Here is a 25,915-nt window from a genome sequence, read left to right on the forward strand (position 1 = left end):
GATATGTTTTTGTGCAGACCGATATTTTTGGCGCGGACAAAAAAAAGGTGCTTCATGAAGAAGCACCCTTAACATCCGTTTCAAAGGGGAGGGGAAAGAGGAGAAGCAGAAACGGACGGATCCGAACATGTGTCAAGGACAGGGATGAGCGAATCATAGTAATTAGTCAAACAGTTCATGGGGAAGTTCCGGCAATTTCATCCCGAATATTTCAGACGGTTACGTATCGGGAATTTGTCTGCTGAAAAAGGAAAGGGCACCGCAGTGGGTGCCCTTTGTTGCCTGCCGAAACGGCCTTATGTCCTGAAGGCCTGATGGCATGACAGCGTTATGAGGCAAATGCGCCACGCATTTTCTTGAGCGCGGCCGATTCAATCTGGCGTATACGTTCGGCCGACACGCCGAATTCATCTGCCAATTCATGCAGGGTAGAGCCACCGCCCTCGTCCTGCAACCAGCGCGCCTCGATAATGCGACGAGAGCGGGGATCCAGGACCGCCAGGGCGTTTGAGACGCCGGTACCCTGCATATCGTCTTGGGCCCGACGATCCAGCACCGTACCAGGTTCCTGCTCTCCTTCGTCGGACAGATAGGAAATGGGCGCGAAATCATCGCTGTCGTCGTCTTGCGATTCCAGCGACATGTCGCGGCCGGTCAGGCGCACTTCCATTTCGCTGACGTCTTGCGGACGCACGTTGAGTTTTGAGGCGATGCCTTCGATATGCTCTGGCGTGAGCGTCTGGCCATCGGGGCGCATGCTGCGCAAATTGAAAAATAGTTTGCGTTGCGCCTTGGTGGTCGCGATTTTCACTAACCGCCAGTTGCGGATGATGTATTCATGAATTTCGGCCTTGATCCAATGCACGGCAAAGGACACCAGGCGCACACCACGGGTCACATCGAAACGTTTGACCGCTTTCATGAGCCCGATATTGCCTTCCTGGATGAGGTCGGCGTGGGGCAGTCCATAGCCCAGATACTGGCGGGAAATGGAGACAACCAGCCGCAGATGGGACATGATCAGTTCGCGCGCAGCGTTCAGATCGCCCTTTTCCTGAAGGGTCGCGCCCAATTCCTGCTCGCGCTCGGGCGTGAGCATGGGGATGCGATTCACAGCACTAATGTAAGACTCGATCGTACCCAGCGCACCAGGATTGGTAATCGCGGAGGCAATCGAGTTTTGCAGTGTAAGCGCTTGATTTGACATGGTTTTGTATATCTCCTGACAAGGAATATTCAAAGTACTTATATATTAGCACTCTCTGTCACCGAGTGCTAATATTGAGTGGGCATAAGCTAAAAAGTTCCGTTTCAAATGGTTATTTGAGCAAGTTGTTCACCGTGTTGCCGGCCTTGGGGCCGAGCGCCTGCTGCCTGTTGTATCGCCCGGCACCGACAGCGTCGAACTTGGGAAATACGCAAAAATCCGTAACAAAAACCTGTTTTATACCGGTAAAGTTGAGCGCCGGCTTCGTTTTGCTGCGAGTGCGCTCGCTTAAATAGACGGTTTAATGTTCTGCTTGGCTTCAATAGCGTTGTGCTCTTAGTAAGACCGGTGGCGCGCCCAATTGTTCCCCAATCCGTTGACTCTGCGGTGCATTGTGCAATAAGGGCAACGGGGCAACATGTGCCTTGAAGACAGGCTTTTAAAAAGGTGCCACAACTTGCCACTACAATTCACTATACGCCGTGAGTGGTCGTTCGGGTGGGGCGGTAACCGGGCAAGACCGCTGCGGGTCTGCCGGTTGCCTGACCAGCCTTTACTTCAGGCGCTCTGCATGAAAGCGCAGGTGATCTTCCATGAATGTGGAAATGAAGTAATAACCGTGGTCATAATGTTCATGACGCCGCAGCGTCAGGGGCTGGCCGGCCTTGGCGCAGGCCGCCTCAAGCAATTCCGGCAACAGCTGGCCATCAGCCAGGAATTTGTCGGCCAGGCCCTGATCGACCAGAATTCCGTCTGGGAACGGCGTGTTGGCTTGTTCCATCAGCTTGCTGGCATCGTAGTTTTCCCAACTTGTGCGATCCTTCCCCAAATAGCCGGTGAACGCTTTTTCACCCCAAGGGCAGTTCATTGGGGCGCTAATGGGCGCAAATGCCGATACCGAGCGAAATAGATCGGGGTTCTTCAAGGCAATGGTGAGCGCGCCGTGGCCACCCATGGAGTGCCCGAAAATGCCTGTACGGCTTTGGTCGCCGCCAAATTCAGGAATAAATTCCAGTAATTCTTTGGTCACGTAGCTGTACATTTTGTAGTTGTCTTTCCAGCCTGGTTCGGTGGCGTCCAGATAAAAGCCGGCGCCGGTGCCAAAATCCCAGCCGTCATCTTCGCTCGGTACGTTGGCGCCGCGCGGGCTGGTGTCTGGCGCCACCAGCAGCAAACCCAACTCTGCAGCCATGCGTTGCGCGCCGGCCTTGGTCATGAACGTTTCTTCGGTACATGTCAGACCGGCCAGATAAATAAGGGCGGGCACCGGTCCACGTGCTGCCTGCGGCGGAATATAAACAGAAAACTGCATGGGCAGGCCAATTTCGCGCGAGTTATGGCGATAAAAGCGCTGCGTGCCATCAAAACAGTAATGTTCACTTAAAAGTTCAAGTTTGTCGCTCATGGGTAGGCCCCTGCTCCTGATATGATGATTGTTGTCGGTTTTTTGCCAAATTTAAAGCTATGTTCTACCATAGCATTGTTTCAATCATAGTTACAATATAGGAAAAAAATCGCCGGTAACCCTTGGGTCTTTCCGGTTTTCGGGGCCATGACGGCTTCTCATCCAAAGTACAGCACATTCCATGGCCCGTTTACCCCGGCTTTATGCTCCCGGCATTCCACAACTGGTTCATGCCCGGTTTCTGTTTCCGCTTGCCACGCGTGCCGCAGCCGGCAGCCGGATTCTGGACACGTTGCAGAAATGGCTTTTCGACGGGCTTGCCCGGAACGGGGTCATGTTGCATGCGTGGACCCTGACTGATGACGGTATTCTGTTGCTGGCTACGCCCGGCGATGAAAAATCCCTGTCGCGGCTGATCCAGATGCTGGGCCGTAACTTGGCAACGACACTGCGCAGTGGTCCCGTTTTCAGCGGACGCTATCGTTCCACGCTGGTCGAGCCCGGTGTATGGGTCATCCCTGCCATGATCTGGCTGGAGTCGTGGGTAGCCCGGGAAAAGGGGGCCAGTGACAGCGAGTTGTGGCCGTGGTCTTCGGCCGGCTTTCATACCGGGGCCTTTATGGGCTCTTGCCCGGTCCTGAATGACCACGCCGATTACTGGTCTTCCGGCAACACGCCATTTGACAGGCAGGCGGCATACAAATATCGCTATACCGAGGGCCTCTCGTCAGGTCAATTGCAACAGATTGCACAGGCGCTGCACGGCCAATGGGCATTGGGTTCTGCGGGATTCATCAGCCAGCTTTGCTCGGTGGCCAGCCGGCGGCCAATGCAGGGCAGGCGAGGGCGTCCGCGCATCCAGCCGGTTCAGGAGCAGGGCCAGTCACTGGAAGAATAGGTCGCAAGCGTCAGTGGCGGCCAGGGTTGGGCATCCTTCCTGTGATGGCGCATATGCATTTGCCGGACGCTTGCCGGGCAAACATAAACAGGCAAAGGAGTCGTGAACAGGTCGTAGCAAACGGTCAGGGTTTTACAAAAATTTTACACTCGGCCCAGTAGAGTTGCGTATACTCCACTGTTTCCTGCTGATTCTGGAATTATTTTGCGATATCAACTGCTTACGTTTGTCCTGGCGCTGTTTCTCGTATTTTTTGTCAGTCGTGTTTTATTAGTGCTTTGGCAGCGCAGGCGCGTTCAGGCGGCCCACGGTATCGGCCGCGTGTTCCTGGGCGGATTGCGCATGGACATGAACCAGATCGCAACCTACGTTGCGTTGCCCGCGGTGCTGATGCCCTGGCTGGAAGATCGCCAGTGGTTCGTTACCGTGACTGCAGTCTGGTTCGGCGTGTGGTGGCTCGGCTGCGTATTCATGGAAATCTGCACGCCGCAATTTATTGATGAATACGATTCCCGTCCGAACCGGTTGTTCGTTGAGTATCTGAAACACCCCAAAGAGGTGTCCGGGATGCTGTGGCGAGGATACAAAAAAGTGCTGGCGCTGGGGCTGCTGTTTTTTGCCGGCATGATTGCGCTGGCCCTGCATTTGTTTTCAGGCTATACGTCGGCGCTGCTTGGCCCATGGTGGCTCAGGCCCATTGAATCGCTGGTCTACGCGGCTCTGTGCTTTCTCATGATTCGCGGGACGCTGAAAAAGCGCCCCATCAACCCGTCTACCGTGGCATTCGCCGGCGATGGCATGGTCAATAGTCTGGCGTTGAACTCCATGTATAGCCTGCAGTACGCCATCTATGCAATGAAGTACGAGATGTCGGCCGAAGACGTCTATGGCAAGATGCCGGTCGAGCAGATGAACCAGATTGTGTGCGAGGCGGCCGGTATTGACGTAGCTGCTGATTCAGGCACGGGGCCCGCAACCCGGCACCGGCAGGAGGTGTCAGTCAGCAGCGCCAGGCCGCTTAATATCGTTTTGATTGTCGAAGAAAGCCTGGGGGCGCAATATGTGCAGACGCTGGGCGGGCAGTCGCTGACGCCCAATCTGGATGCCTTGTACGAACAGGGATGGGGCTTTACCCGTGCCTATGCGACTGGCACCCGCTCCGTACGTGGGCTGGAGGCGCTATCCGCCGGCTTTCCACCCACCATCACCCAATCGGTATTCAAATTGCCTGGAGCGCAAAGCGGCTTCTTTACGATCGCCGACGTACTGGGCCAGCAGCATGGCTATCATTCCCGCTTTCTGTATGGTGGCGAAGCCCATTTCGACAATATGAAAGGCTTCTTCCTGGGCAATGGCTTTCGCGAGGTGATTGACGGCCCGCAGTTCAAGGATCCGGCGTTTCTGGGCACCTGGGGCTATTGCGACGAAGATATGTTCAATCAGCTGGATCGCCTGCTGCAGGAGGATGCCTCGCGCAAGGAGCCCGTGCTCACGCTAGCCTTCAGCGTGAGCAATCATTCGCCTTGGGAGTATCCCGAGGGCCGTATCCAGACTACCGGCAACCCGGCTACCGTGGAAAATACCGTTCGTTATGCCGACCATGCGCTGGGGCAGTTTTTTGAAACCGCCAAAACGCGGGACTACTGGAACAATACCGTGTTTGTGGTGGTGGCCGACCATGATTCGCGGGTGTTCGGCGCCGAGCTGATCCCTCTGAAGCATTTTCATATTCCTGCCGTTATTCTGGGTGGCACGGTCGCGCCGCGTCGCGACGATCGTCTTATCAGTCAGATCGACCTGGCGCCCACCTTATTGTCGCTGGCCGGCGCCGCTTGTGAACACCCGATGATCGGCCAGGATTTGACCCGGCAGACGCCTGACCGCGCCATCATGCAATATGGTGACCGCTACGGCTACCTGCAAGGCGAGCACCTGACGGTGCTGGAGCCGCATCTGGATCCGCAGCAGTTTCGCTATACGGCGCCCGAGTCGTTTGAACCCATGGTGTCCGATGAGGCGCTGGTGAGGCTGGCGCGCGCTCATGCGTTGTGGCCCTTCAGTGTTTACCGGGATAAAAGCTATACTGTGCCGAAACAACGTTGATCGCAGGTAACGTGCACTCGTATTGGGGTGCGCCAGCCTGAACTTATTTTCGGAGAGCCAACCATGGATTATCTGCTGGCGCTAGATCAGGGAACGTCCAGTTCCCGCAGCATTTTATTTGATCGCAACGGGCAAATTGTTGGTCTTGCCCAGCAGGAGTTTACGCAGCATTATCCGCAATCTGGCTGGGTCGAACATGATGCAGTTGAAATCTGGCGTACCCAACTGGTCACCATGCAAAAGGTGCTGCATCAGACCGCGGTAGACATTGCCAGGGTGCGCGCAGTTGGCATCACCAACCAGCGCGAGACATCAGTGTTATGGGACCGCGCTACAGGTGAACCCCTGGGGCCGGCGATCGTATGGCAGGATCGTCGGGGCGAACCGTTGTGCCGTCAGTTGCGCGACCAGGGGTATGAGCCCATGATTCTGGAGAAGACCGGCCTGCGCCTGGATGCGTACTTTTCTGCGACCAAACTGGCCTGGATGCTGGAGCATCTGCCGCAGGCCAGGGCACGTGCCGAAAAAGGCGAACTCCTGTTCGGCACCATTGACAGCTGGCTGATCTGGCAACTGACCGGCGGCAAGGTGCACGCCACCGATGTGACCAATGCGTCGCGCACCATGCTGTTCAATGTGCATACGGGACAGTGGGACCCGCAATTGCTGGATCTGTTCCAGATTCCCGCCAGCCTGTTGCCGCAGGTAATGGCCTCCAGCGCCCACTATGGCGATATCCCGGCCGAACTGCTGGGTTATGCGCTGCCCATTTGCGGCGTGGCGGGCGATCAGCATAGTGCGCTTTTTGGCCAGGCGTGTACGCGGGCCGGAATGGCTAAAAACACCTATGGCACCGGTTGCTTTGCCCTGCTGCACACCGGTACGCGTTTTACCGCTTCTGAAAATGGGCTTCTCACGACCCGGGTTGCTCAATATGGCCAGCCACAGCCGGAGTTCGCGCTGGAAGGCAGTGTCTTTGTAGCCGGCGCGGCCGTCCAGTGGTTGCGTGACGGACTAGGGATCATTAAAAGAAGTCGGGATGTGCAGGCGCTGGCCCAGTCGGTTCCTGATACGGGTGGCGTCATGTTCGTCCCTGCCTTTACCGGCCTGGGCGCGCCGTACTGGAACGCAGACGCCCGCGGGACGCTGGTCGGCATCAATCGCGCCACGACCGCAGCGCACATTGCCCGCGCAGCAGTCGAGAGCATTGCCTATCAGAGCGCCGCGCTGCTGTCAGCCATGGCGCGTGATGGCGCGGGGCTGGAGCAGTTAAGGGTAGATGGCGGCGCCAGTGTCAATGATGCGCTGATGCAATTTCAGGCCGATCTGCTGGGTATCCCGGTGTTACGCCCGCAAGTGGTGGAAACGACCGCGCTGGGCGCCGCTTATCTGGCAGGGCTGCAGTGCGGCATCTGGTCCGACGTTGAGCAGATTGAACAGCTGTGGCGTATCGATAAAACCTTTGAGCCCGCCATGAGCCGGGACCAGGCGCAGGCGTGCATGCAGCAGTGGGAAAAGGCAGTTGGGCAAACGATTAGCGGCACCTGATGGCTGGACGACCCCGCCCGCGCTGCCAGGTTCAACTCAAAAAGCGCATCTGGAATGAGCGGCCCTTGATGGGACGCTGGCTCAGGCGTTGCAGCGTATCTTCCGCAATGCTGCGGTCAATTGCCACGAAGGCTACAAAATCAAAAAGGCTGATTTTACCGACCTGATCGGCTTGCAAGCCCAGGTCTTTGGTCAGCGCCCCCAGCAGATCGCCTGGGCGCAGCTTGTCCTTCTTGCCGCCACGAATGCAGATCGTGCGCATCGGGGGCGTGAAGGCGCCGCGAGCGCGTTTGAGCGTATTCATGTCCAGCCAGGCCAGCGGCTTGCCCAGCGCCTGTTCAATGCGCTCGGCGCGAAATTTCTCTTTGGGCGTGCACAAGGTGAGTGCCAGTCCGCCTCGTCCGGCGACCCGGCCGGTGCGGCCCACGCGATGGATATGGGTTTCGGCGTTGGGCGACATATCGACATTGATCACCGCATCCAGCGTGGCAATATCCAGGCCCCTTGCGGCCACATCGGTGGCCACCAGCACGGAGCAGCTTTGCCCGATAAAATCGACCAGCACATCTTCGCGATCCCGCTGGTCCATATCGCCATGCAGTGTACGGGCTTCGATGCCGCGCTCCAGCAGGGAGTCGGAGAGTGCTTCGCATTGAGCCTTGGTGTTGCAAAAGGCCAGTGTAGAGACGGGACGATAGGCATTGAGCAGTGTGGCGGTAGTTTCAAACCGGTCGGCGTCTTCGGTGGCCACGAACCACGACTCGGTGTCGGGATGGTCAGGCTTGTCGTCCGTGCGCACATGCACCGGATTCATCAGGAATCCCTCGCTGGCTTTGAGAATCGCGGGCGGAAAGGTTGCCGAGAACAACAAGTTCTGTCGCTTGAGCGGGCAGGCCTGGGTAATCGCGCTGATGTCTTCGTAAAAGCCCATGTCGATCATGCGATCGGCCTCATCCAGCACCAAAACCTTGACGGCAGACAAATTAAGGACGTCGCGGTCAACCAGGTCCAGCACCCGGCCGGGCGTGCCCACAACAATATGCGCACCATGCTGGAGCGATTCTGCTTGCGGCTTCAATGCTGTGCCCCCATATAGTGCAAGCACTTTGATATTGCCCAGCGCGCGTGCCAGCTTGCGCACTTCCTGTGCAACCTGTTCGGCCAATTCCCGGGTAGGACACAGGACCAACGCCTGGCAACCGAAGTAGGCAGGGTTCAGCCGTTGCAACAGGCCCAGCGCAAAGGCCAGTGTCTTGCCGCTTCCGGTTTTTGCCTGGGCCAGGACATCCCGGCCCTCCAGGACGGCCGGCAGGCTGGCGGACTGAATCGGCGTCATCGTTTTAAAGCCGAGTTCGGCCAGATTTTTCTGCTGGGCGTCGGAAAGGGGAAGGGTGGAAAAAGACATGGTGGCCTGATGGTGACGAAGGCGCAAGCGATGCGGCCTTGCTAAAAAATAAGCGCGATAGGAAAAGCGCAATGAAATCGATGACTTATTGTACCTGAAACCGTCATAATTAATGATCCGTCCCTAATTAAAATTGAACCAAAATAGTGCGTGTTATATTAGGGTGCGTCCCTATTTAATTTTCTTGCCACGCATAGGGAATCGCAGTATTCTTTCTTCTCCCTTATTGCGCTGCACGATAGCGTTTAAGACGTTTTAAGAATTAAGAAGTATCCCGGTCCAATCGCGGCGCATTTTTTTTACGCAGCACTCTGCGGAGTTTTCCTATGTCAGTTCATTCATCTTCTTTCGATGGTCAGGTGTCGGTTGTCGACGCCTCTGCCATTGGCCATCGTCCTCATCGCATGCCCAAAGCGCAGGGCATGTATGATCCGGCCAACGAACACGACGCCTGTGGTGTCGGCTTTGTGGCCAATATCAAAGGCCGCAAAAGCCATGCCATTATTCAGCAGGGTCTGAAGATTCTTGAAAATCTGGATCACCGGGGTGCCGTGGGCGCCGATAAGCTCATGGGCGACGGCGCCGGGATTCTGATTCAGATTCCCGATACGCTTTACCGTGAGGAAATGGCCAAGCAGGGCGTGACGCTGCCTGCCGAGGGTGAATACGGAGTGGCCATGGTATTCCTGCCCAAGGAAACGGCTTCCCGTCTGGCCTGTGAGAAGGAGCTGGAACGCGCCGTGCGCGATGAAGGTCAGGTCCTGCTCGGCTGGCGTGATGTACCCATTGATCATGATATGGAAATGTCGCCCACCGTGCGCGATTGCGAGCCGCTTATTCGCCAGCTCTTTATCGGCCGCGGGCCGGACGTGATGGTGCCCGATGCGCTGGAACGCAAGCTTTACGTTATTCGCAAGACCGCCAGCCACGCGATTCAAAATATGCGCCTGGCGCATGGTCAGGAGTATTTTGTACCTTCGGCCTCGGTGCGCACCGTTGTCTACAAAGGGCTTCTGCTGGCCAACCAGGTTGGCATCTACTATCGCGACCTGGCCGATACCCGTGCCGTGTCTGCGCTGGCGTTGGTGCACCAGCGGTTTTCCACCAATACGTTCCCGGCGTGGCCGCTGGCCCACCCCTATCGCATGATCGCTCATAACGGCGAGATCAATACCGTCAAGGGCAACTTCAACTGGTTGCGTGCCCGTGAAGGGATGATGGAATCGGCAGTGCTTGGCGACGACCTGAAAAAACTCTATCCGATTGTGTATGAGGGGCAGTCTGATACGGCTACGTTCGACAACTGCCTGGAACTGCTGGTGACCTCCGGTTATTCGCTGTCGCATGCCATGATGATGATGATCCCGGAAGCCTGGGAGCAGCACGCCACGATGGACGAGAATCGTCGTGCATTCTACGAGTACAACGCGGCCAAGATGGAACCCTGGGATGGCCCGGCGGCAGTCGCCTTCACCGATGGCCGCCAGATCGGCGCCACACTTGACCGTAACGGCTTGCGTCCCGCCCGCTACCTGATTACCGACGATGATATGGTGATTCTGGCGTCCGAGGCCGGCACCCTTACGGTCCCGGAAAACCGCATTATTAAAAAATGGCGTCTGCAGCCAGGTCGCATGCTGCTGATTGATCTGGAGCAGGGTCGCATCATTGGCGACGATGAAATCAAATCACAATTGTCCAATAACCGTCCCTATGGTCAGTGGATCAAGCGTCTGCGCGTCAAGCTCGATGACATTCTCATTCATGAGAAAAACCATCCGCAAGCGGTGAGTTCACCGGCTGCCTTGCTGGATCGTCAGCAGGCCTTTGGCTGGAACCAGGAAGACCTCAAATTCATTATCCAGCCCATGGCAAAAAATGGCGAAGAGGCCATTGGCTCCATGGGTAACGACACGCCGCTGGCTGTTCTGTCATCCCGTCCCAAGTCGTTCTACAACTATTTCCGTCAGCTGTTTGCGCAGGTGACCAATCCGCCTATCGACCCGATTCGTGAGCAATTGGTGATGTCGCTGGTGTCGTTTATTGGTCCCAAGCCCAATCTGCTGGATATCAACAACGTTAATCCGCCGCAGCGGATCGAAGTGTCCCAGCCGATCCTGGACTTTGCCGGCATGTCGGTGTTGCGCGATATTGAAAAATATACCGACAACAAGTTTCGCAGTGCCGAGCTGGATATTACCTATCCGGCAAGCTGGGGTAGCGAAGGTATCGAGGCCTGTGTTGCTGCACTGTGTTCCAGTGCCGTGGATGCGGTTCGCAGCGGGCTTAATATCCTGATTCTGTCCGATCGCAATATGGACGGCGAGCGGGTGGCTATTCCGGCTTTGCTGGCCACCTCGGCCGTGCATCAGCATTTGATTCGCGAGGGCCTGCGCACTGCCACCGGCCTGGTTGTGGAAACCGGCTCGGCGCGCGAAGTGCATCACTTTGCGCTACTCGGTGGTTTTGGTGCCGAGGCGATTTATCCGAATCTGGTCATGGAAACCCTGGCTGGCTTTCCGGAGCCGGAAAAGGCAGTCAACAATTATGTGAAAGCCGTGGGCAAAGGCCTGAACAAGGTCATGTCCAAAATGGGCATATCCACGTATATGTCATACACAGGCGCGCAGATTTTCGAGGCAGTCGGCCTGCAATCGGCGCTGGTCGCTAAATATTTCTCCGGCACGCCAAGCAAAATTGAAGGGATCGATGTCTTCCAGGTAGCTGAAGAAGCGCTGCGTCTGCATCAGGCGGCATACAGCGAAGATCCGGTCCTGAAAAATGCCCTGGATGCCGGCGGCGAGTATGAGTATCGCGTTCGGGGGGAAGAGCATATGTGGACGCCCGACTCGATTGCCAAGCTGCAACACTCCACCCGTGCCAATAACTATCGCACCTACAAGGAATACGCCCAACTGATCAATGATCAGTCGCGCCGTCACATGACGTTCCGCGGTCTGTTTGAATTTCGCGTTGATCCGGCCAAAGCCATTGCGCTGGAAGAGGTGGAGCCCGCCAAGGACATCGTCAAGCGCTTTGCCACTGGCGCCATGTCGCTGGGATCGATTTCGACCGAAGCGCACTCGGTGCTGGCCGTGGCCATGAACCGCATTGGCGGCAAATCCAATACCGGTGAGGGCGGTGAAGACGAGCTGCGCTACCGCAACGAATTGCGCACTGGCGTCAGCGGTATCAAAAAAGGCGATACGCTGGCCTCGGTGCTGGGCGCAGATCGCGTTGAAGCCGATGTGCCGCTGCAGGATGGCGATTCATTGCGTTCAAAAATCAAGCAGGTTGCATCGGGCCGTTTCGGCGTGAGCGCAGAGTATCTGTCCAGTGCCGATCAGATCCAGATCAAAATGGCGCAAGGCGCCAAGCCTGGTGAGGGCGGTCAGTTGCCCGGCCATAAAGTGTCCGAGTACATTGCCAAACTGCGATACTCGGTACCGGGCGTCGGCCTGATCTCCCCGCCACCGCATCACGATATCTACTCCATCGAAGATCTGGCGCAATTGATCCATGATCTGAAAAACGTCAATCCATCGGCATCCATCTCCACCAAGCTGGTCTCCGAGGTGGGTGTAGGGACGGTTGCCGCCGGGGTAGCCAAAGCCAAATCCGATCACATTGTGATTGCCGGGCATGACGGTGGCACAGGGGCATCGCCCATTTCTTCCATCAAGCACGCCGGTACCTCGTGGGAACTGGGCCTGTCGGAAACCCAGCAGACGCTGGTGCTGAACAAGCTGCGCAGTCGCGTACGAGTGCAGGCGGACGGCCAGATGAAAACCGGCCGGGACGTGGTCATCGGTGCGTTGCTGGGAGCCGATGAGTTCGGCTTTGCAACGGCGCCGTTGGTGGTTGAAGGCTGTATCATGATGCGCAAATGCCATCTGAACACCTGCCCGGTAGGCGTGGCAACGCAGGATCCGGTGCTGCGCAAGAAATTTCAGGGCAAGCCCGAGCACGTGGTCAATTTCTTCTTCTTCATTGCCGAAGAGGTCCGCGAGATCATGGCGCAACTGGGTATCCGCAAGTTCGACGACCTCATTGGTCGCGCCGATCTGCTGGATACGCGTGCCGGCATCGAGCACTGGAAAGCACGTGGGCTGGACTTTAGCAATGTCTTTCATCAGCCTGATGTGGACACTTCTGTGCGGCACACCGAAGAGCAGGACCACGGGCTGGACAAGGCGCTGGATATTCAACTGCTGGAGCGCAGCAAGGCAGCGCTCGAACGCGGTGAAAAAGTGTCATTCATTGTACCTATACGCAACCGCAACCGGACGGTCGGCTCCATGCTGTCGGGCGCGGTTGCCCGCAAATATGGCCATGAAGGGCTGCCCGACGATACGATTCACATTCAGTTGAACGGCACGGCAGGCCAGAGTTTTGGCGCCTTCCTGGCGCACGGCATTACTTTCGATCTGGTTGGCGAAGGCAATGACTACGTGGGCAAGGGGCTCTCGGGCGGTCGCATTATCGTGCGCTCACCCAATGACTTCCGCGGCTACGGGCCGGATCACATCATTGCGGGCAATACATTGCTTTATGGCGCGCTGGCCGGTGATGCCTATTTCAATGGCGTGGTTGGCGAGCGGTTTGCGGTGCGCAACTCCGGCGCCGCTACGGTCGTGGAAGGCACCGGCGATCATGGGTGCGAATACATGACCGGCGGTACGGTCGTGGTGCTGGGCGAAACAGGCCGCAACTTTGCTGCCGGTATGTCTGGGGGCGTGGCCTATGTGTGGGACCCCGAAGGTGATCTCAAGTTGCGTTGCAATATGGCAATGGTCGAACTGGGCGAGGTCGCCGCACACGACGATCAGCTCAAGGAAAACCGGCAGGAAGGCTGGCATTGTGTCCAGCGCGGGCAGGAGCGTCAGACCGACGAATCGATCCTGCGCACGCTGGTGGAAAATCACTTCCGCCTGACCGGCAGTTTCCGTGCGCGCGATTTGCTGGGCGACTGGAACAAGGCCCGCAAGCAATTCGTCAAGGTCATGCCGACCGACTATAAACGTGCACTGGCAGAAATCTGGCAGTCAGAACAAACCGCCCGCAAAGCAGCTTAAGGAAAGATCTATCATGGGTAAAATTACCGGTTTTATCGAATTCGAGCGGGTCGCCGAATCGTACGAGGCGCCCGGTGCGCGCCTGAAGCACTATAAAGAGTTTGTCCTGGCGCTGGACGACAAGCAGGCACAGGTGCAGGGCGCACGCTGCATGGATTGCGGCATTCCGTTCTGCAATACCGGCTGTCCGGTCAACAATATTATTCCCGACTGGAATGATCTGGTGTACCGCCAGCAATGGAAGCAGGCGCTCGAGGTTCTGCATTCGACCAACAACTTTCCCGAGTTTACCGGACGCATTTGTCCGGCACCGTGTGAAGAGGCCTGTACGCTCAATATCAACAATGATCCGGTCGGCATCAAATCCATTGAGCATGCCATTATCGACAAGGGCTGGAATGAAGGCTGGGTCGTGCCGCAACCGCCATTGAAAAAAACCGGCAAGAAAGTCGCTGTAGTCGGCTCCGGCCCTGCAGGGCTGGCTGCTGCGCAGCAACTGGGACGCGCCGGTCACAGTGTGACGGTCTTTGAGAAAAGCAATCGTATTGGCGGGTTGATGCGCTACGGTATTCCCGACTTCAAGCTGGACAAGAGCCTGATCGAGCGTCGCGTATCCCAAATGGAAGCCGAAGGCGTTGAGTTCCAGGCATCCACCTACGTGGGCGCCGCCGGCGATGCCACCGAAGATGGCTTAAATGTCATCACGACCGCCGAGCTGGATCGGCAATTTGATGCCGTTATCATGGCTGGTGGCGCCGAGATGCCGCGCGATCTGCCGGTGCCAGGCCGTGAGCTTGGTGGTGTTCATTTCGCCATGGATTTTCTGCGTCAGCAAAACAAGCGCAATGCGGGCGACCGTATCGCCAACCAGATCTCGGCTGCCGGCAAGCACGTTATTGTGATTGGTGGCGGCGATACGGGTTCGGACTGTGTCGGTACAAGTAACCGCCAGGGGGCGGCATCGGTCACGCAGATTGAGCTGATGCCCCGGCCGCCAGAGCACGAAAACAAGGCGCTGAGCTGGCCCTACTGGCCTGCCAAGCTGCGTACCTCGTCTTCGCATCTCGAAGGGTGTGAGCGTGACTGGGCCATTACCACCAAATGCTTTACGGGTGACAAGGGCAAGCTCAAAAAAGTGGTCTGCGCACGGGTGGAATGGGTCAAGGACGAAGCGACCGGGCAGATGAAAATGCAGGAAATCGAAGGGTCGGAATTTGAGCTGAAAGCGGATCTGGTATTTCTGGCCATGGGCTTTGTGTCTCCCGTCGCAGCAGTACTGGACGCATTCGGAGTAGAGAAAGACCAGCGCGGCAATGTGAAGGCCAACGTTGAAAACTATCGCACCTCCCGGGACAAAGTGTTCACGGCGGGCGATATGCGACGTGGCCAGTCGCTGGTGGTCTGGGCCATCCGCGAAGGTCGTCAGTGCGCGCGCGCAGTCGATGAATTTCTGATGGGCGCCTCACTGCTGCCACGCTGATTGTCCCCTCGGGCAGAGTGAAGCAATTGTTACGCTGCATTACACAATAGCTGCATCATTTTGTCTTGCATATGCGCAAGTGTCTGTTTATACGTTGAACAGGTACTTGCGCATTTTTGCGTTTTGTTTTTACCAACTCCCGTTAAACAGATACAATAGGGTCTCTTTTTCAAGAAATTTCTTTGATGACAGTAGAGTCACGTCACTCCTCCCCGCCGGTTATCCGGTTTGCGGACGTCACCCTTGGTTACGATACACGCGTCATTTTGCGGGATCTGAATCTCGAAGTATACAAAGGCGAAGTCGTTGCACTTATTGGTGGTTCCGGTTCCGGTAAGACCACCTTGTTGCGTGCAGCAACCGGCCAGCTTCGCGCCCAGAAAGGGACCGTCACGGTCTTTGACCACGATGTCAATCGCATGACGCCCCAGCAACTGGGTGCCGTGCGTCGTCGCATGGGCGTGTTGTTCCAGCAAGGTGCCTTGTTTACAGACCTGAGCGTATTTGGCAACGTGGCCTTCCCCTTGCGCGAACTGAGCAAGGATAGCGAAGCCGTTATTCTGGAAAAGGTGCTCGATAAACTGGACCAGGTCGGGCTCAAACGCGCTGCGCATTTGAGTGTTTCCGAAATTTCAGGGGGCATGGCGCGCCGGGTGGCACTGGCCCGGGCCATTGTGCTGGAGCCCGAGATTATTTTGTTTGACGAGCCCTTTGCCGGGCTGGATCCGATCTCGCTTGGCATGACGGCCCGTCTGATCCGCAGCCTGACCGACAAGCTGGGCTGCGCCACAGTGCTCATCACGCATGATCTGGAAGAGTCTTTCCTGATTGCTGACCAGGTTTACATGGTTGGCGATGGCAGCCTGGTGGTGTCGGGCACGCCAGACGAAGTGCGCCAGTCTGACAATTCGCTGGCACGGCAGTTTCTCAAGGGCGCTTCCAGCGGACCGGTGGTGTTTGAGTATCCGCCGTCTGACGATTTCGACCGCTGGCTCAGCCGTCATCGTGAGGGCGTCAAATGATCGTCAATTTTATTACCGCGCTGGGCGCGCGTGTTACGCGTCCCATTCTGACCCTGGGCGTCTGCTTCCGGTTTTTTCTGGACATCCTGGCGCGTAGCAGCGTGGTGTTCAAGCGCCCTCGGCTGGTGATTGAGCAAATTCATTTTATCGGCAATTATTCGCTGATCATTATCGCGGTATCGGGCCTGTTTGTCGGCTTTGTGCTGGGTTTGCAGGGCTATTACACGCTCACCCGTTATGGTTCCGAAGAGGCGCTGGGCGTCATGGTGGCCCTTGGTCTGGTGCGCGAACTGGGGCCGGTGGTAACCGCGCTGCTGTTTGCCGGCCGGGCCGGTACGTCCATTACTGCGGAAATCGGCTTGATGAAGGCCGGCGAGCAGATCGCGGCCATCGAAGTAATGGGCATTAACCCGTTGCGACGCATTGTGGTTCCGCGGTTTTGGGGTGGCGTGATCGCCATGCCGATTCTCGCGCTGATTTTTTCAGCTGTCGGTATTATTGGCGGCTGGCTGGTTGCGGTGGTGCTCATTGGCGTAGATGGCGGTTCATTCTGGTCGCAAATGCAAAGCGCTGTCGATATTCGGGACGATATTCTGGCGGGATTCATCAAAAGCGTGGTGTTCGGTCTGGCAGTCATGCTAGTTTCAGTCTATGAGGGCTGGATGTCGCGACCCACGCCGGAAGGTGTGGCGCGCGCCACAACGCGCACGGTGGTGGTCAGTTCGCTGCTGGTGCTGGCGCTCGATTTCCTGCTCACAGCAGTGATGTTCGGTGGTTAGTCGCGTTTTGTGACGTGCACACGAAAAAGGTTAAATTCAAATGAGTAAGAAAACAGATTTTCTGGTCGGGTTGTTCGTGTTGCTGGGTATTCTGGCTGCGGTGTTTATGATGTTGCAGGCAGGTAACCTCAGAACCTTTTCTATCGGGCAAACCTATCATGTCACCGGTAAGTTCGAGAATATCGGCGCGCTCAAGGTGCGTTCTCCGGTCAAAAGCAATGGCGTGGTGGTTGGCCGGGTCAGCAGCATCGACTTTGACAATAAAGTGTTTAAGGCGGTGGTGGGTATGGATATCGAGGACGGCTATCAATTTCCCGAAGACAGTTCGGCTTCCATCATGACCTCGGGATTGCTCGGTGAGCAATATGTGGGCCTGACGCCGGGCGCTGAAGAGAAAAACCTGGCAGACAACAGTGAAATTATCTATACACAGAGTGCGGTGGTGCTGGAAGAGCTGATTAGTAAATTCCTGTTTTCCAAGGCAGAATCGGAAGGCTCCAGCGCATCGGGTAGTGGCGATGCGGGCCAGCAGCAAAATGCACCAGCGCTGACGCCGCCTGCCTCTGCGCCGGCGCCTGTGCAATAACTGCTCAAATACTGGTATATTTAGGTTAACGCAAGGCGGTGCAGTCCGAGTGGTAAATCACCGTCCGGAACGGGCCTGTCGACATAAAATAACGAGTCTCCTATGAAACAAACTCAAATACGTCTGGTTGGTCTGGCTTCCGCGCTGGTGGTGCTCGCCGGTTGTGCTTCGGTCAAAAATCCGACGCCCGGCGATCCGCTGGAAGGCTATAACCGCAACATGTTCGCGTTCAACGACGCGGTAGATCGCAATTTGCTCACACCTGTGGCCAAGGGCTACCAGGCGGTGGTGCCAAGCCCTGTGCGTACCTGCGTTACCAATATTTTCAATAACTTCGGCGACATCTGGTCGGGGGTGAACAGCTTTTTGCAGGGCCGCGGCCTTGATTCGGTCAATACCTTCGGCCGGGTGCTGTTTAACTCCACCATGGGCCTGGGCGGGTGTATCGACGTTGCCTCCATGAAAGGCGCGCCGCGCATCCAGAACGATTTTGGCACCACCCTTGGGGTCTGGGGCATAGGCCAGGGACCTTATTTTGTTCTGCCGTTGCTGGGCCCGTCAACGATTCGCGATACCGCAGGCACGGTAGGCGACGGCTTCGGTGGATCTGCGGTCTATGCTTCGCCCGGCGCCATCAGTGATGTGCCGGTGCGCAACACGGTCTGGGGTATCAGTATTGTCAACTCTCGAGCCAATCTGCTCAATGCCAGCGATCTCATGAATGATGTCGCGCTGGACCGATACAGCTTCCTGCGCGATGCCTATTTGCAACGTCGCCAGGCCTTGCTCAATCAGAAATTGGGTCCGGTCGTGCTGGATCAGCCAGACGGGCAGAATAAGGCCGGTAGCAGCAATCTGCCGTCATACGATGACCCTGAGGCGGGCAGTGCAGGTGCCGCTGGCGTTGCTGCCAATCCCAATGTGCCGGTGTACGATGATCCGGAAGCGGCCCCGGCAGGGGACGCTGCCCAAAGTGCATCCAGGCCGGCCACTGAGCCGTCTGCAGCCGTTGGGCAAAAACCTGCAGGAGCGCCTGCGAGTGCTCCCGCCAATGCGGATCCATCGGTTCCCGTTTATACGGACCCGGAAGGCAAGTAATTCGCGCGCATGAATACAACAGCCTGAAATGGGATAGTTGACCCATTCCTTTCAGGCTGTTTCATTCGGCAGGTTCTTTTACTCTTGCTGACATTTCCCATGTATCCTCGGAAATACAATGAGTCAATTGGGCAGGCACCGGCCAGTCCGGACTGTCACGTCACAGATCAGAAAGGAGATCACGTATGAAATTCGCAGGTATTCTCAGGACCACCCAGGCCGCCATGATCGCCGGGTTCCTTTCGGCAGGTGCCATGCAGGCTGCTGTGGCTGCCCAGGATCCGAATCAGTTCGTCGAGCAGATCGCCAATAACACTTTGCAGGCCGTGAACCAGAATGAAGCGGCCAAAGGCGGCGATGTTAGCGCCATCAACGGCATTGTCACGCAGTACCTGATGCCGCACATCAACATGGAGAAGACCACCCGTCTGGCGGTGGGTCAGCCGTGGCGTCAGGCCACTGCGCAGCAGCGTTCGGCGCTGGTTAACGGATTCAAGCAGACTTTGCTGCGGACCTATAGCGGCGCTTTTCGCAATGTGACGCCAAGCACCACCATTACCATGCAGCCATTCCGTGGTGATGCAAACGCCAGTGATGTGGTCGTGCGCTCGACCATTACGGCCGGCCAGGGACCTGTTTCGGTCGATTATCGCCTGGAAAAGGCTGGCAGCGGCTGGAAAATCTATGATCTGAACGTTGAAAACATCTGGCTTATCCAGAATTACCGCAATCAGTTTGCCGGTCAGATCTCGCAGGGCGGCATTGATGGCCTGATCAAGGCACTCAATCGCTGATTCTACGGGCGTATGAGCTATAATGGAATGCTTGCTTCATTGGTGAGGCAAGCATTTTTTTATATTCATGTCCGCCGTCCAAGTACAACATCTTTCCAAAGTCTATAACAGTGCCCGCGACGCGGGTTGGCGGCGTTTTCTGCCGTCCCGGGTGGATCCTGCGAGCGCGCCGTTTCGTGCGCTCGATAATGTGAGCTTTACCGTTGAAGAAGGTGAGTTTTTCGGCCTGCTGGGTCCTAATGGGGCCGGCAAAACAACGCTGATTTCCCTGCTGGCCGGGCTGTCTCAGCCCTCCGCAGGCACTGCCAGTATTTGCGGTTTTGACGTTGCGGCGCAGTACAAACAGGCCCGTCGCTCGCTGGGTGTGGTGCCGCAGGAGCTGGTGTACGACCCGTTTTTCACCGTACGCGAAACCCTGCGTTTGCAATCGGGTTATTTCGGTATTCACCGCAACGACGACTGGATCGATGAAATTTTGCATAACCTGGGCCTGACCGACAAGGCAGATGCCAATATGCGCGCGTTATCTGGCGGCATGAAGCGGCGCGTGCTGGTGGCCCAGGCGCTGGTGCACCGTCCGCCCGTGATCATTCTGGACGAACCCACTGCCGGCGTTGACGTGGATCTGCGCCGCAGCTTGTGGGACTTTATCGTGCGGCTGAATAAGAGTGGCCACACCATCATGCTTACCACACACTATCTGGAAGAGGCCGAGGCCCTGTGCAACCGCATTGCGCTGCTCAAGCGGGGGCAGATTGTTGCGCTCGATACCACGCAAGCGCTGATGGCGCGCGTGGGCGGCCGCGATCTTGAAGAAGCTTTCGTGCATATCATGCATAACGGCCTGCAGCAGGAGATTGCGTCGTGAACCCCCTGCAAAAAGACATTAAGTTCGGTTCGGGCTTTCCGACCCTGCTCTACAAGGAACTGCTGCGCTTCTGGAAAGTCGCATTCCAGACGGTTGCCGCACCGGTCATGACGGCCATGCTGTACCTGCTGGTCTTTGCCCATGTGCTGGAAGACCGGGTCCGAATGTACGATTCGGTTCCCTATACGGCCTTCCTGATTCCCGGGCTCATGATGATGAGCATGCTGCAGAATGCCTTTGCCAACCCATCGTCTTCGCTCATTCAGAGTCGGATTACCGGTAACCTGGTTTTCGTGCTGCTGCCGCCGCTGTCCCATTACGAGTTTTTCTCCGCCTATGTGATTGCGGCGGTCCTGCGCGGCCTGGTGGTCGGTCTGGGCATCTGGATCATGGCGTCGTTCTTCGTGCCTATATGGCCGGCCAGCATTCTGTGGGTGCTGGTGTTTGCGGTGCTGTCCTGTTGTATTCTGGCTGTGCTGGGTATTGTCGCGGGGCTGTGGTCGGAAAAATTTGACCAGTTGGCGGCATTCCAGAATTTTCTGATCATGCCCGCTACTTTTTTGTCGGGTGTGTTTTATTCTATTCACTCGCTGCCCCCATTCTGGCAGTCGGTATCGCACTGGAATCCGGTTTTCTATATGATTGACGGGTTCCGTTACGGATTTTTTGAAGTATCGGATGTCTCGCCATGGCATAGTGTTGCCGTGGTGGCAGCCTTTTTCGTGTTGCTCTCTGCCTACGCCCTGCGTTTGCTTGCGCAGGGATATAAACTCCGGACATGACTATGTTACCTACCCCCGAACAGATTCAGCAATACATCGAATCGCACCTGCCCTGTGAGCACATTGAAGTGCGCGGCGATGGCTCGCACTTCGAAGCGCTCATCGTTAGCGCTGTTTTTGAAGGAAAGCGCCCCATTGCACGGCACCAGGCGGTGTATGCAGCGCTGGGCGAAAGAATGAAAGCCGAAATTCACGCGCTTTCAATGAAAACCCTGACCCCCGAAGAGTACCGCAAGCATGGATAAACTCAGAATTGTCGGCGGGCAACGCCTGAACGGCGAAATCAGCATTTCTGGCGCCAAGAACGCGGCCTTGCCGATTCTGTGCGCTGCGCTGCTCACGGCAGAGCCCGTGACACTGCGCAATGTGCCGCAGCTCAATGACATCAGCACCACGGTGCGGCTGCTGGCCGACCTGGGCGTTAAAATCACCCAGGAAGCCGGCGGCATTGTGCATTTGCAGGCTGACCAGATCACCAATCTGCAAGCCTCATACGAGCTGGTGAAAACCATGCGCGCGTCCATTCTGGTCCTTGGCCCCCTGCTGACGCGGTTCGGGCAGGCCAAGGTCAGCCTGCCTGGCGGCTGCTCCATCGGCCAACGCCCGGTTGACCAGCATATCAAGGGTCTGACAGCGCTGGGTGCGGACATTGCCGTAGAACACGGTTTTGTCGTGGCAAGCGCTACGCGCCTGAAGGGTGCATCCATTGTGACCGATATGGTGACGGTGGGCGGTACCGAGCAGTTTCTGATGGCTGCGGCACTGGCCGAAGGCCAGACGGTGCTGGAGAATGCGGCACGTGAACCGGAAGTAGTAGATCTGGCCGAAATGCTCATCTCCATGGGGGCGCGCATTTCCGGGCATGGCACGGACCGGATCGTGATTGACGGCGTTGAGCGCCTGCACGGTACAGACTATACGGTCGTGCCCGACCGTATCGAAGCCGGTTCTTTCCTGTGCGCAGTCGGCGCAACCGGCGGCGACATCATGTTGCGCAATGCCGCGCCCGATACCATGGGCGCGACGCTGGACAAACTGATCGATGCCGGGCTGACAATTGAGACCGGCGCGGACTGGATTCGCGCTTCGATGCAGACTCGGCCCAAAGCCGTGGGCTTTCGCACCCGTGAATATCCGGGCTTTCCGACAGATATGCAGGCCCAGTTGCTGGCGCTCAATACAGTGGCTGTCGGTACTGCATTCGTTGTCGAAAACATTTTCGAAAACCGTTACATGCACGTGCCCGAACTGATGCGCATGGGCGCTGACATTGAACTGGATGGCCACACGGCAGTGATCAACGGCGTGCCGCAGCTCATGGGTGCCCAGGTCATGGCGACCGATCTGCGAGCCTCTGCCAGCCTGGTCATTGCTGGCCTGGCAGCGACGGGTGAAACCATCATTGATCGGATCTATCATCTGGATCGTGGTTACGAAAGAATGGAAGACAAGCTGCAGGCAGTGGGCGCCGACATCCAGCGACTGCGGAGCTGATACTCATGACACAGAATCCCCAACTGACCATGGCCCTGTCAAAAGGGCGTATCTTTGAAGAAACGCTGCCGCTGCTGGAGCAGGCAGGCATCGTCGTGACCGAGCATCCCGACCAGTCACGCAAGCTGATACTGCCTACCAGTCGCGATGATCTGCGGATTTTGATTGTGCGCGCTTCTGATGTACCCACCTATGTGCAATATGGTGCGGCCGATTTCGGCATCGCCGGCAAAGACGTGCTGTACGAATACAGCAAAGAACATCCGGGTGGCCTGTATCAGCCTATCGACCTGAATATCGCACGCTGTCGTCTGGCCGTTGCGGTGCGTGAAGGATTCGATTACGAAGCAGCGGTGCGCCAGGGCGCACGACTGCGTGTGGCCACCAAGTACGTTAACGTGGCGCGTGAGCATTTTGCCCGCAAGGGCGTGTATGTTGATATTATTAAGCTGTATGGCTCCATGGAGCTGGCGCCGCTGGTCGGACTGGCCGACGCCATTGTCGATGTCGTCTCTACCGGGGGTACCCTGCGCGCCAATGGCCTGGTCGCCGTCGAAGATGTCATGCCCGTGTCTTCCCGGCTGATTGTCAACCAGGCGGCGCTTAAGACCCGTGCCGCGGTTTTGCAGCCCATTCTGGATGCCTTTGAACACGCAACCCCCTCGCAGGGATAATCTGACGCTATGAAACCTGTAATTAATCGACTGGACTCCCGTGCCGATGGGTTTGCGGGCAAGCTGCGCCAGTTGCTGGCTTTTGAGGCCGGCGAAGACGCCCATATCGAACAGGCTGTTGCCGGCATTTTGCAGGACGTCCGGCAGCGGGGCGATGCTGCCGTTCTGCAATACACCGCCAAATTCGACCGTTTGCCGGTTAGCGCGATGGCCGATCTGGAAATTTCGCAGGCTGAGTGCCAGGCTGCGCTGGATGCGCTGGCGCCGGCACGTCGCCAGGCGCTGGAGCAGGCGGCGCACCGTGTGCGCATATATCACGACCGACAGAAAACCGAATCCTGGCAGTACCAGGAAGCAGACGGTACGGTGCTGGGCCAGAAAATCACGCCCATGGATCGCGTTGGTCTTTACGTCCCGGGTGGCAAGGCGGCCTATCCTTCTTCTGTGTTGATGAACGCGATTCCGGCCAAGGTGGCTGGGGTGGGCGAAGTCATTATGGTCACGCCAACGCCCGATGGCGTACGCAATCCGCTGGTGCTGGCCGCTGCTGCGGTAGCCGGGGTTGATCGCGTGGTTGCCATCGGTGGCGCCCAGGCGGTAGGGGCGCTGGCGTACGGCACCGACAGTATTGCCGCCGTCGATAAAATTGTCGGCCCTGGCAATGCCTATGTGGCTGCGGCCAAGCGCCGGGTTTTCGGTACGGTAGGCATTGATATGGTCGCCGGCCCCAGTGAGATCCTGATTATCTGTGATGGCACCACGCCAGCAGACTGGATCGCCATGGATCTGTTTTCCCAGGCCGAACATGACGAACTGGCCCAGGCTATTTTGCTGTGCCCCGATGCCGATTTCCTGGAAAAAGTGCAGGAGGCGATCGTGCGCCTGCTGCCAACCATGCCGCGTGCCCAGATCCTTGCCAAAAGCCTGTCTGATCGCGGCGCATTGATTCTGGTGCAAAACCTTGATGAAGCGGTGTCTATTGCAAATGAAATTGCACCCGAGCATCTTGAGATTTCCACCGCAAATGCGCCTGCGCTTGCCGAGAAAATCCGCCACGCCGGAGCGATTTTTCTGGGACGGTTTTCGTCCGAAGCGCTGGGCGACTATTGCGCCGGACCCAACCACGTGCTGCCCACTGCACGTACCGCCCGCTTTTCCTCGCCGCTGGGCGTCTATGATTTTCAGAAACGCAGCAGTATTATCCAGGTGTCCGAGGCAGGAGCGATTACACTAGGGGCGATTGCCGCCGAACTGGCCGATGGCGAGGGCCTTGCTGCGCACGCGCAGAGTGCGCGTTACCGCCTGAACACTACAACCTGACGACAAGTTATGCGAACCGCTGACATTACCCGAAATACCAATGAAACCCGTATTGCGGTTTCACTGAACCTGGATGGCACAGGCAAACAGTCCATTAATACCGGCGTGCCTTTTCTTGATCACATGATCGACCAGATTGCGCGCCATGGCCTCATTGACCTTGACATCAAATGTGAAGGCGATGTGCATATCGATGATCACCACACCGTGGAAGATGTCGGCATTACGTTGGGCCAGGCTGTGGCCAAGGCCGTGGGCGACAAAAAGGGTATAACCCGTTATGGTCATTCCTATGTGCCGCTGGATGAAGCCTTATCGCGCGTAGTCATTGATTTTTCCGGTCGTCCCGGCCTGGAATATCACATTCCCTTTACCCGCTCGCATGTCGGGCGCTTTGACGTCGATCTGATGCGCGAGTTTTTCCAGGGTTTTGTCAATCATGCGCTGGTGACCATACATATCGACAATTTGCGCGGCACCAATTCGCATCATCAGGCCGAGACCGTTTTCAAGGCATTTGGACGGGCGCTGCGCATGGCGCTGACCCCCGATGCGCGCAGCGAAGGCGTGATTCCTTCGACCAAAGGCGTGCTGTAATGGCGGGAATGCGTTCATGAGCAGCAAAATTGCCATTGTCGACTATGGCATGGGAAATCTGCATTCGGTAGAGCGCGCCTTGCGTCATGCGGCAAGCGAAGCGGATGTCTATCTGGCCTCCGATGTAGCGGCGCTCGAGAAGGCAGACCGGATTGTTTTTCCGGGGCAGGGGGCCATGCCCGATTGCATGCGCAACCTGCAACGTTCCGGTCTCATGGAAGCAGTGCTTCGTGCTGCCGACAGCAAGCCCCTGCTGGGCGTCTGTGTTGGTGAGCAGATGCTGATGCAGCACAGTGAGGAAGGCGATGTGCCATGTCTGGGTATTTTTCCCGGCACGGTGCGCAAGTTTGCCGGCGCGCAATTTGCCGTGAACTTGCAGGAGCAGTCTGATACGTCTGCTGCGCAGGTACAACACGAGGCGCGCCTGCTCAAGGTGCCGCACATGGGCTGGAGCCGCGTAAGGCAGGCGAAACCGCATGCATTGTGGGATGGCATTCCGGACGACAGCTATTTTTATTTCGTCCATAGTTATTACGTCGATCCGGCAGAAACCGCCATTTCGGTGGGAGAAACCGTATACGGACACAATTTTACCTGTGCTGTGGCGCGGGACAATATCTTTGCAGTACAGTTCCATCCCGAGAAAAGTGCACAATATGGCTTGCGTCTTTATCGGAATTTTGTAAACTGGGATATCTGACCATTAAGGTCATGGCAGTTGGGGGGATTGTGAAGCCGCATCATGCGTTCATGATTTTAATTTTATTCTTATTTTGATGA

At 56.9% G+C, this 25,915-nt stretch carries 21 protein-coding genes; 18 read left to right on the forward strand and 3 right to left on the reverse strand.

Annotation, left to right across the window (positions count from 1 at the left end; translation table 11 throughout):
• Positions 1-328 precede the first annotated feature (328 nt).
• Together rpoH and fghA are read right to left on the reverse strand one after the other, a co-directional pair.
• Positions 329-1,207, reverse strand: a complete 879-nt coding sequence (gene rpoH, locus EV681_RS03050; protein ID WP_128393875.1) for an RNA polymerase sigma factor RpoH — start codon at positions 1,205-1,207, stop codon at positions 329-331.
• A 553-nt stretch (positions 1,208-1,760) separates the two neighbouring features.
• Entirely contained in the window at positions 1,761-2,612 is an 852-nt protein-coding gene (gene fghA, locus EV681_RS03055) for an S-formylglutathione hydrolase (RefSeq protein ID WP_128393876.1), read from the reverse strand.
• A gap of 181 nt (positions 2,613-2,793) precedes the next feature.
• Between fghA and EV681_RS03060 the strand changes: the two genes are divergently transcribed.
• From EV681_RS03060 to glpK, 3 genes are all read left to right on the forward strand, one after another.
• Positions 2,794-3,510: a hypothetical protein gene (locus EV681_RS03060; RefSeq protein WP_128393877.1), complete on the forward strand. Its 717-nt coding sequence runs from the start codon at positions 2,794-2,796 to the stop codon at positions 3,508-3,510.
• A gap of 204 nt (positions 3,511-3,714) precedes the next feature.
• Complete coding sequence (locus tag EV681_RS03065) at positions 3,715-5,613, forward strand: LTA synthase family protein (RefSeq protein WP_130303277.1); 1,899 nt, start codon at positions 3,715-3,717, stop codon at positions 5,611-5,613.
• Between the two features lie 63 nt (positions 5,614-5,676).
• Complete coding sequence (gene glpK, locus EV681_RS03070) at positions 5,677-7,161, forward strand: glycerol kinase GlpK (protein WP_130303278.1); 1,485 nt, start codon at positions 5,677-5,679, stop codon at positions 7,159-7,161.
• Positions 7,162-7,192: 31 nt separating this feature from the next.
• On the opposite strand, the gene dbpA is transcribed toward glpK, so the two are convergent.
• Positions 7,193-8,566, reverse strand: coding sequence for an ATP-dependent RNA helicase DbpA (gene dbpA, locus EV681_RS03075; RefSeq protein WP_128393880.1), 1,374 nt, complete (start codon positions 8,564-8,566; stop codon positions 7,193-7,195).
• Between the two features lie 326 nt (positions 8,567-8,892).
• Here dbpA and EV681_RS03080 point away from each other — a divergent pair, with 326 nt between their 5' ends.
• The 15 genes from EV681_RS03080 to hisH all read left to right on the forward strand — a co-directional run bounded on the left by EV681_RS03080 (position 8,893) and on the right by hisH (position 25,835).
• The gene (locus tag EV681_RS03080; protein ID WP_130303279.1) at positions 8,893-13,641 is read left to right on the forward strand and encodes a glutamate synthase-related protein; all 4,749 of its coding nucleotides are present in this window, start codon (positions 8,893-8,895) and stop codon (positions 13,639-13,641) included.
• Between the two features lie 13 nt (positions 13,642-13,654).
• Complete coding sequence (locus EV681_RS03085; protein WP_130303280.1) at positions 13,655-15,121, forward strand: glutamate synthase subunit beta; 1,467 nt, start codon at positions 13,655-13,657, stop codon at positions 15,119-15,121.
• Positions 15,122-15,306: 185 nt separating this feature from the next.
• Positions 15,307-16,143, forward strand: coding sequence for an ABC transporter ATP-binding protein (locus tag EV681_RS03090; protein ID WP_128393883.1), 837 nt, complete (start codon positions 15,307-15,309; stop codon positions 16,141-16,143).
• Positions 16,140-16,922 (forward strand): lipid asymmetry maintenance ABC transporter permease subunit MlaE, encoded by a 783-nt coding sequence (gene mlaE, locus EV681_RS03095; protein ID WP_128393884.1) that lies wholly within the window; start codon positions 16,140-16,142, stop codon positions 16,920-16,922. Before EV681_RS03090 ends, mlaE begins: the two co-directional genes overlap by 4 nt.
• 40 nt (positions 16,923-16,962) lie before the next feature.
• On the forward strand, positions 16,963-17,508 hold the full coding sequence (gene mlaD / locus EV681_RS03100; RefSeq protein ID WP_128393885.1) for an outer membrane lipid asymmetry maintenance protein MlaD: 546 nt from the start codon (positions 16,963-16,965) through the stop codon (positions 17,506-17,508).
• Between the two features lie 102 nt (positions 17,509-17,610).
• On the forward strand, positions 17,611-18,606 hold the full coding sequence (locus tag EV681_RS03105; RefSeq protein ID WP_130303281.1) for an MlaA family lipoprotein: 996 nt from the start codon (positions 17,611-17,613) through the stop codon (positions 18,604-18,606).
• Positions 18,607-18,791: 185 nt separating this feature from the next.
• Positions 18,792-19,400: an MlaC/ttg2D family ABC transporter substrate-binding protein gene (locus EV681_RS03110; protein ID WP_128393887.1), complete on the forward strand. Its 609-nt coding sequence runs from the start codon at positions 18,792-18,794 to the stop codon at positions 19,398-19,400.
• 67 nt (positions 19,401-19,467) lie between these two features.
• Positions 19,468-20,268 carry an ABC transporter ATP-binding protein gene (locus EV681_RS03115; RefSeq protein ID WP_128393888.1) on the forward strand — a complete coding sequence of 267 codons (801 nt, stop codon included), beginning with the start codon at positions 19,468-19,470 and terminating at the stop codon, positions 20,266-20,268.
• Complete coding sequence (locus tag EV681_RS03120; RefSeq protein ID WP_128393889.1) at positions 20,265-21,050, forward strand: ABC transporter permease; 786 nt, start codon at positions 20,265-20,267, stop codon at positions 21,048-21,050. Before EV681_RS03115 ends, EV681_RS03120 begins: the two co-directional genes overlap by 4 nt.
• A 2-nt stretch (positions 21,051-21,052) precedes the next feature.
• Positions 21,053-21,295, forward strand: coding sequence for a BolA family protein (locus EV681_RS03125; RefSeq protein ID WP_165392926.1), 243 nt, complete (start codon positions 21,053-21,055; stop codon positions 21,293-21,295).
• Positions 21,288-22,544, forward strand: coding sequence for a UDP-N-acetylglucosamine 1-carboxyvinyltransferase (gene murA, locus EV681_RS03130; protein ID WP_128393891.1), 1,257 nt, complete (start codon positions 21,288-21,290; stop codon positions 22,542-22,544). Before EV681_RS03125 ends, murA begins: the two co-directional genes overlap by 8 nt.
• A 5-nt stretch (positions 22,545-22,549) precedes the next feature.
• Positions 22,550-23,218 carry an ATP phosphoribosyltransferase gene (gene hisG / locus EV681_RS03135; protein ID WP_128393892.1) on the forward strand — a complete coding sequence of 223 codons (669 nt, stop codon included), beginning with the start codon at positions 22,550-22,552 and terminating at the stop codon, positions 23,216-23,218.
• 9 nt (positions 23,219-23,227) lie between these two features.
• Complete coding sequence (gene hisD, locus EV681_RS03140; protein WP_128393893.1) at positions 23,228-24,538, forward strand: histidinol dehydrogenase; 1,311 nt, start codon at positions 23,228-23,230, stop codon at positions 24,536-24,538.
• 9 nt (positions 24,539-24,547) lie between these two features.
• The gene (hisB, locus tag EV681_RS03145) at positions 24,548-25,135 is read left to right on the forward strand and encodes an imidazoleglycerol-phosphate dehydratase HisB (RefSeq protein ID WP_128393894.1); all 588 of its coding nucleotides are present in this window, start codon (positions 24,548-24,550) and stop codon (positions 25,133-25,135) included.
• 16 nt (positions 25,136-25,151) lie between these two features.
• A complete protein-coding gene (hisH, locus tag EV681_RS03150; RefSeq protein ID WP_128393895.1) occupies positions 25,152-25,835 on the forward strand; it encodes an imidazole glycerol phosphate synthase subunit HisH in 684 nt (227 codons plus the stop codon).
• Positions 25,836-25,915 lie beyond the last annotated feature (80 nt).

Origin of the sequence: Advenella incenata (assembly GCF_004217095.1) — a bacterium.
Lineage (GTDB): Bacteria > Pseudomonadota > Gammaproteobacteria > Burkholderiales > Burkholderiaceae_B > Advenella > Advenella incenata.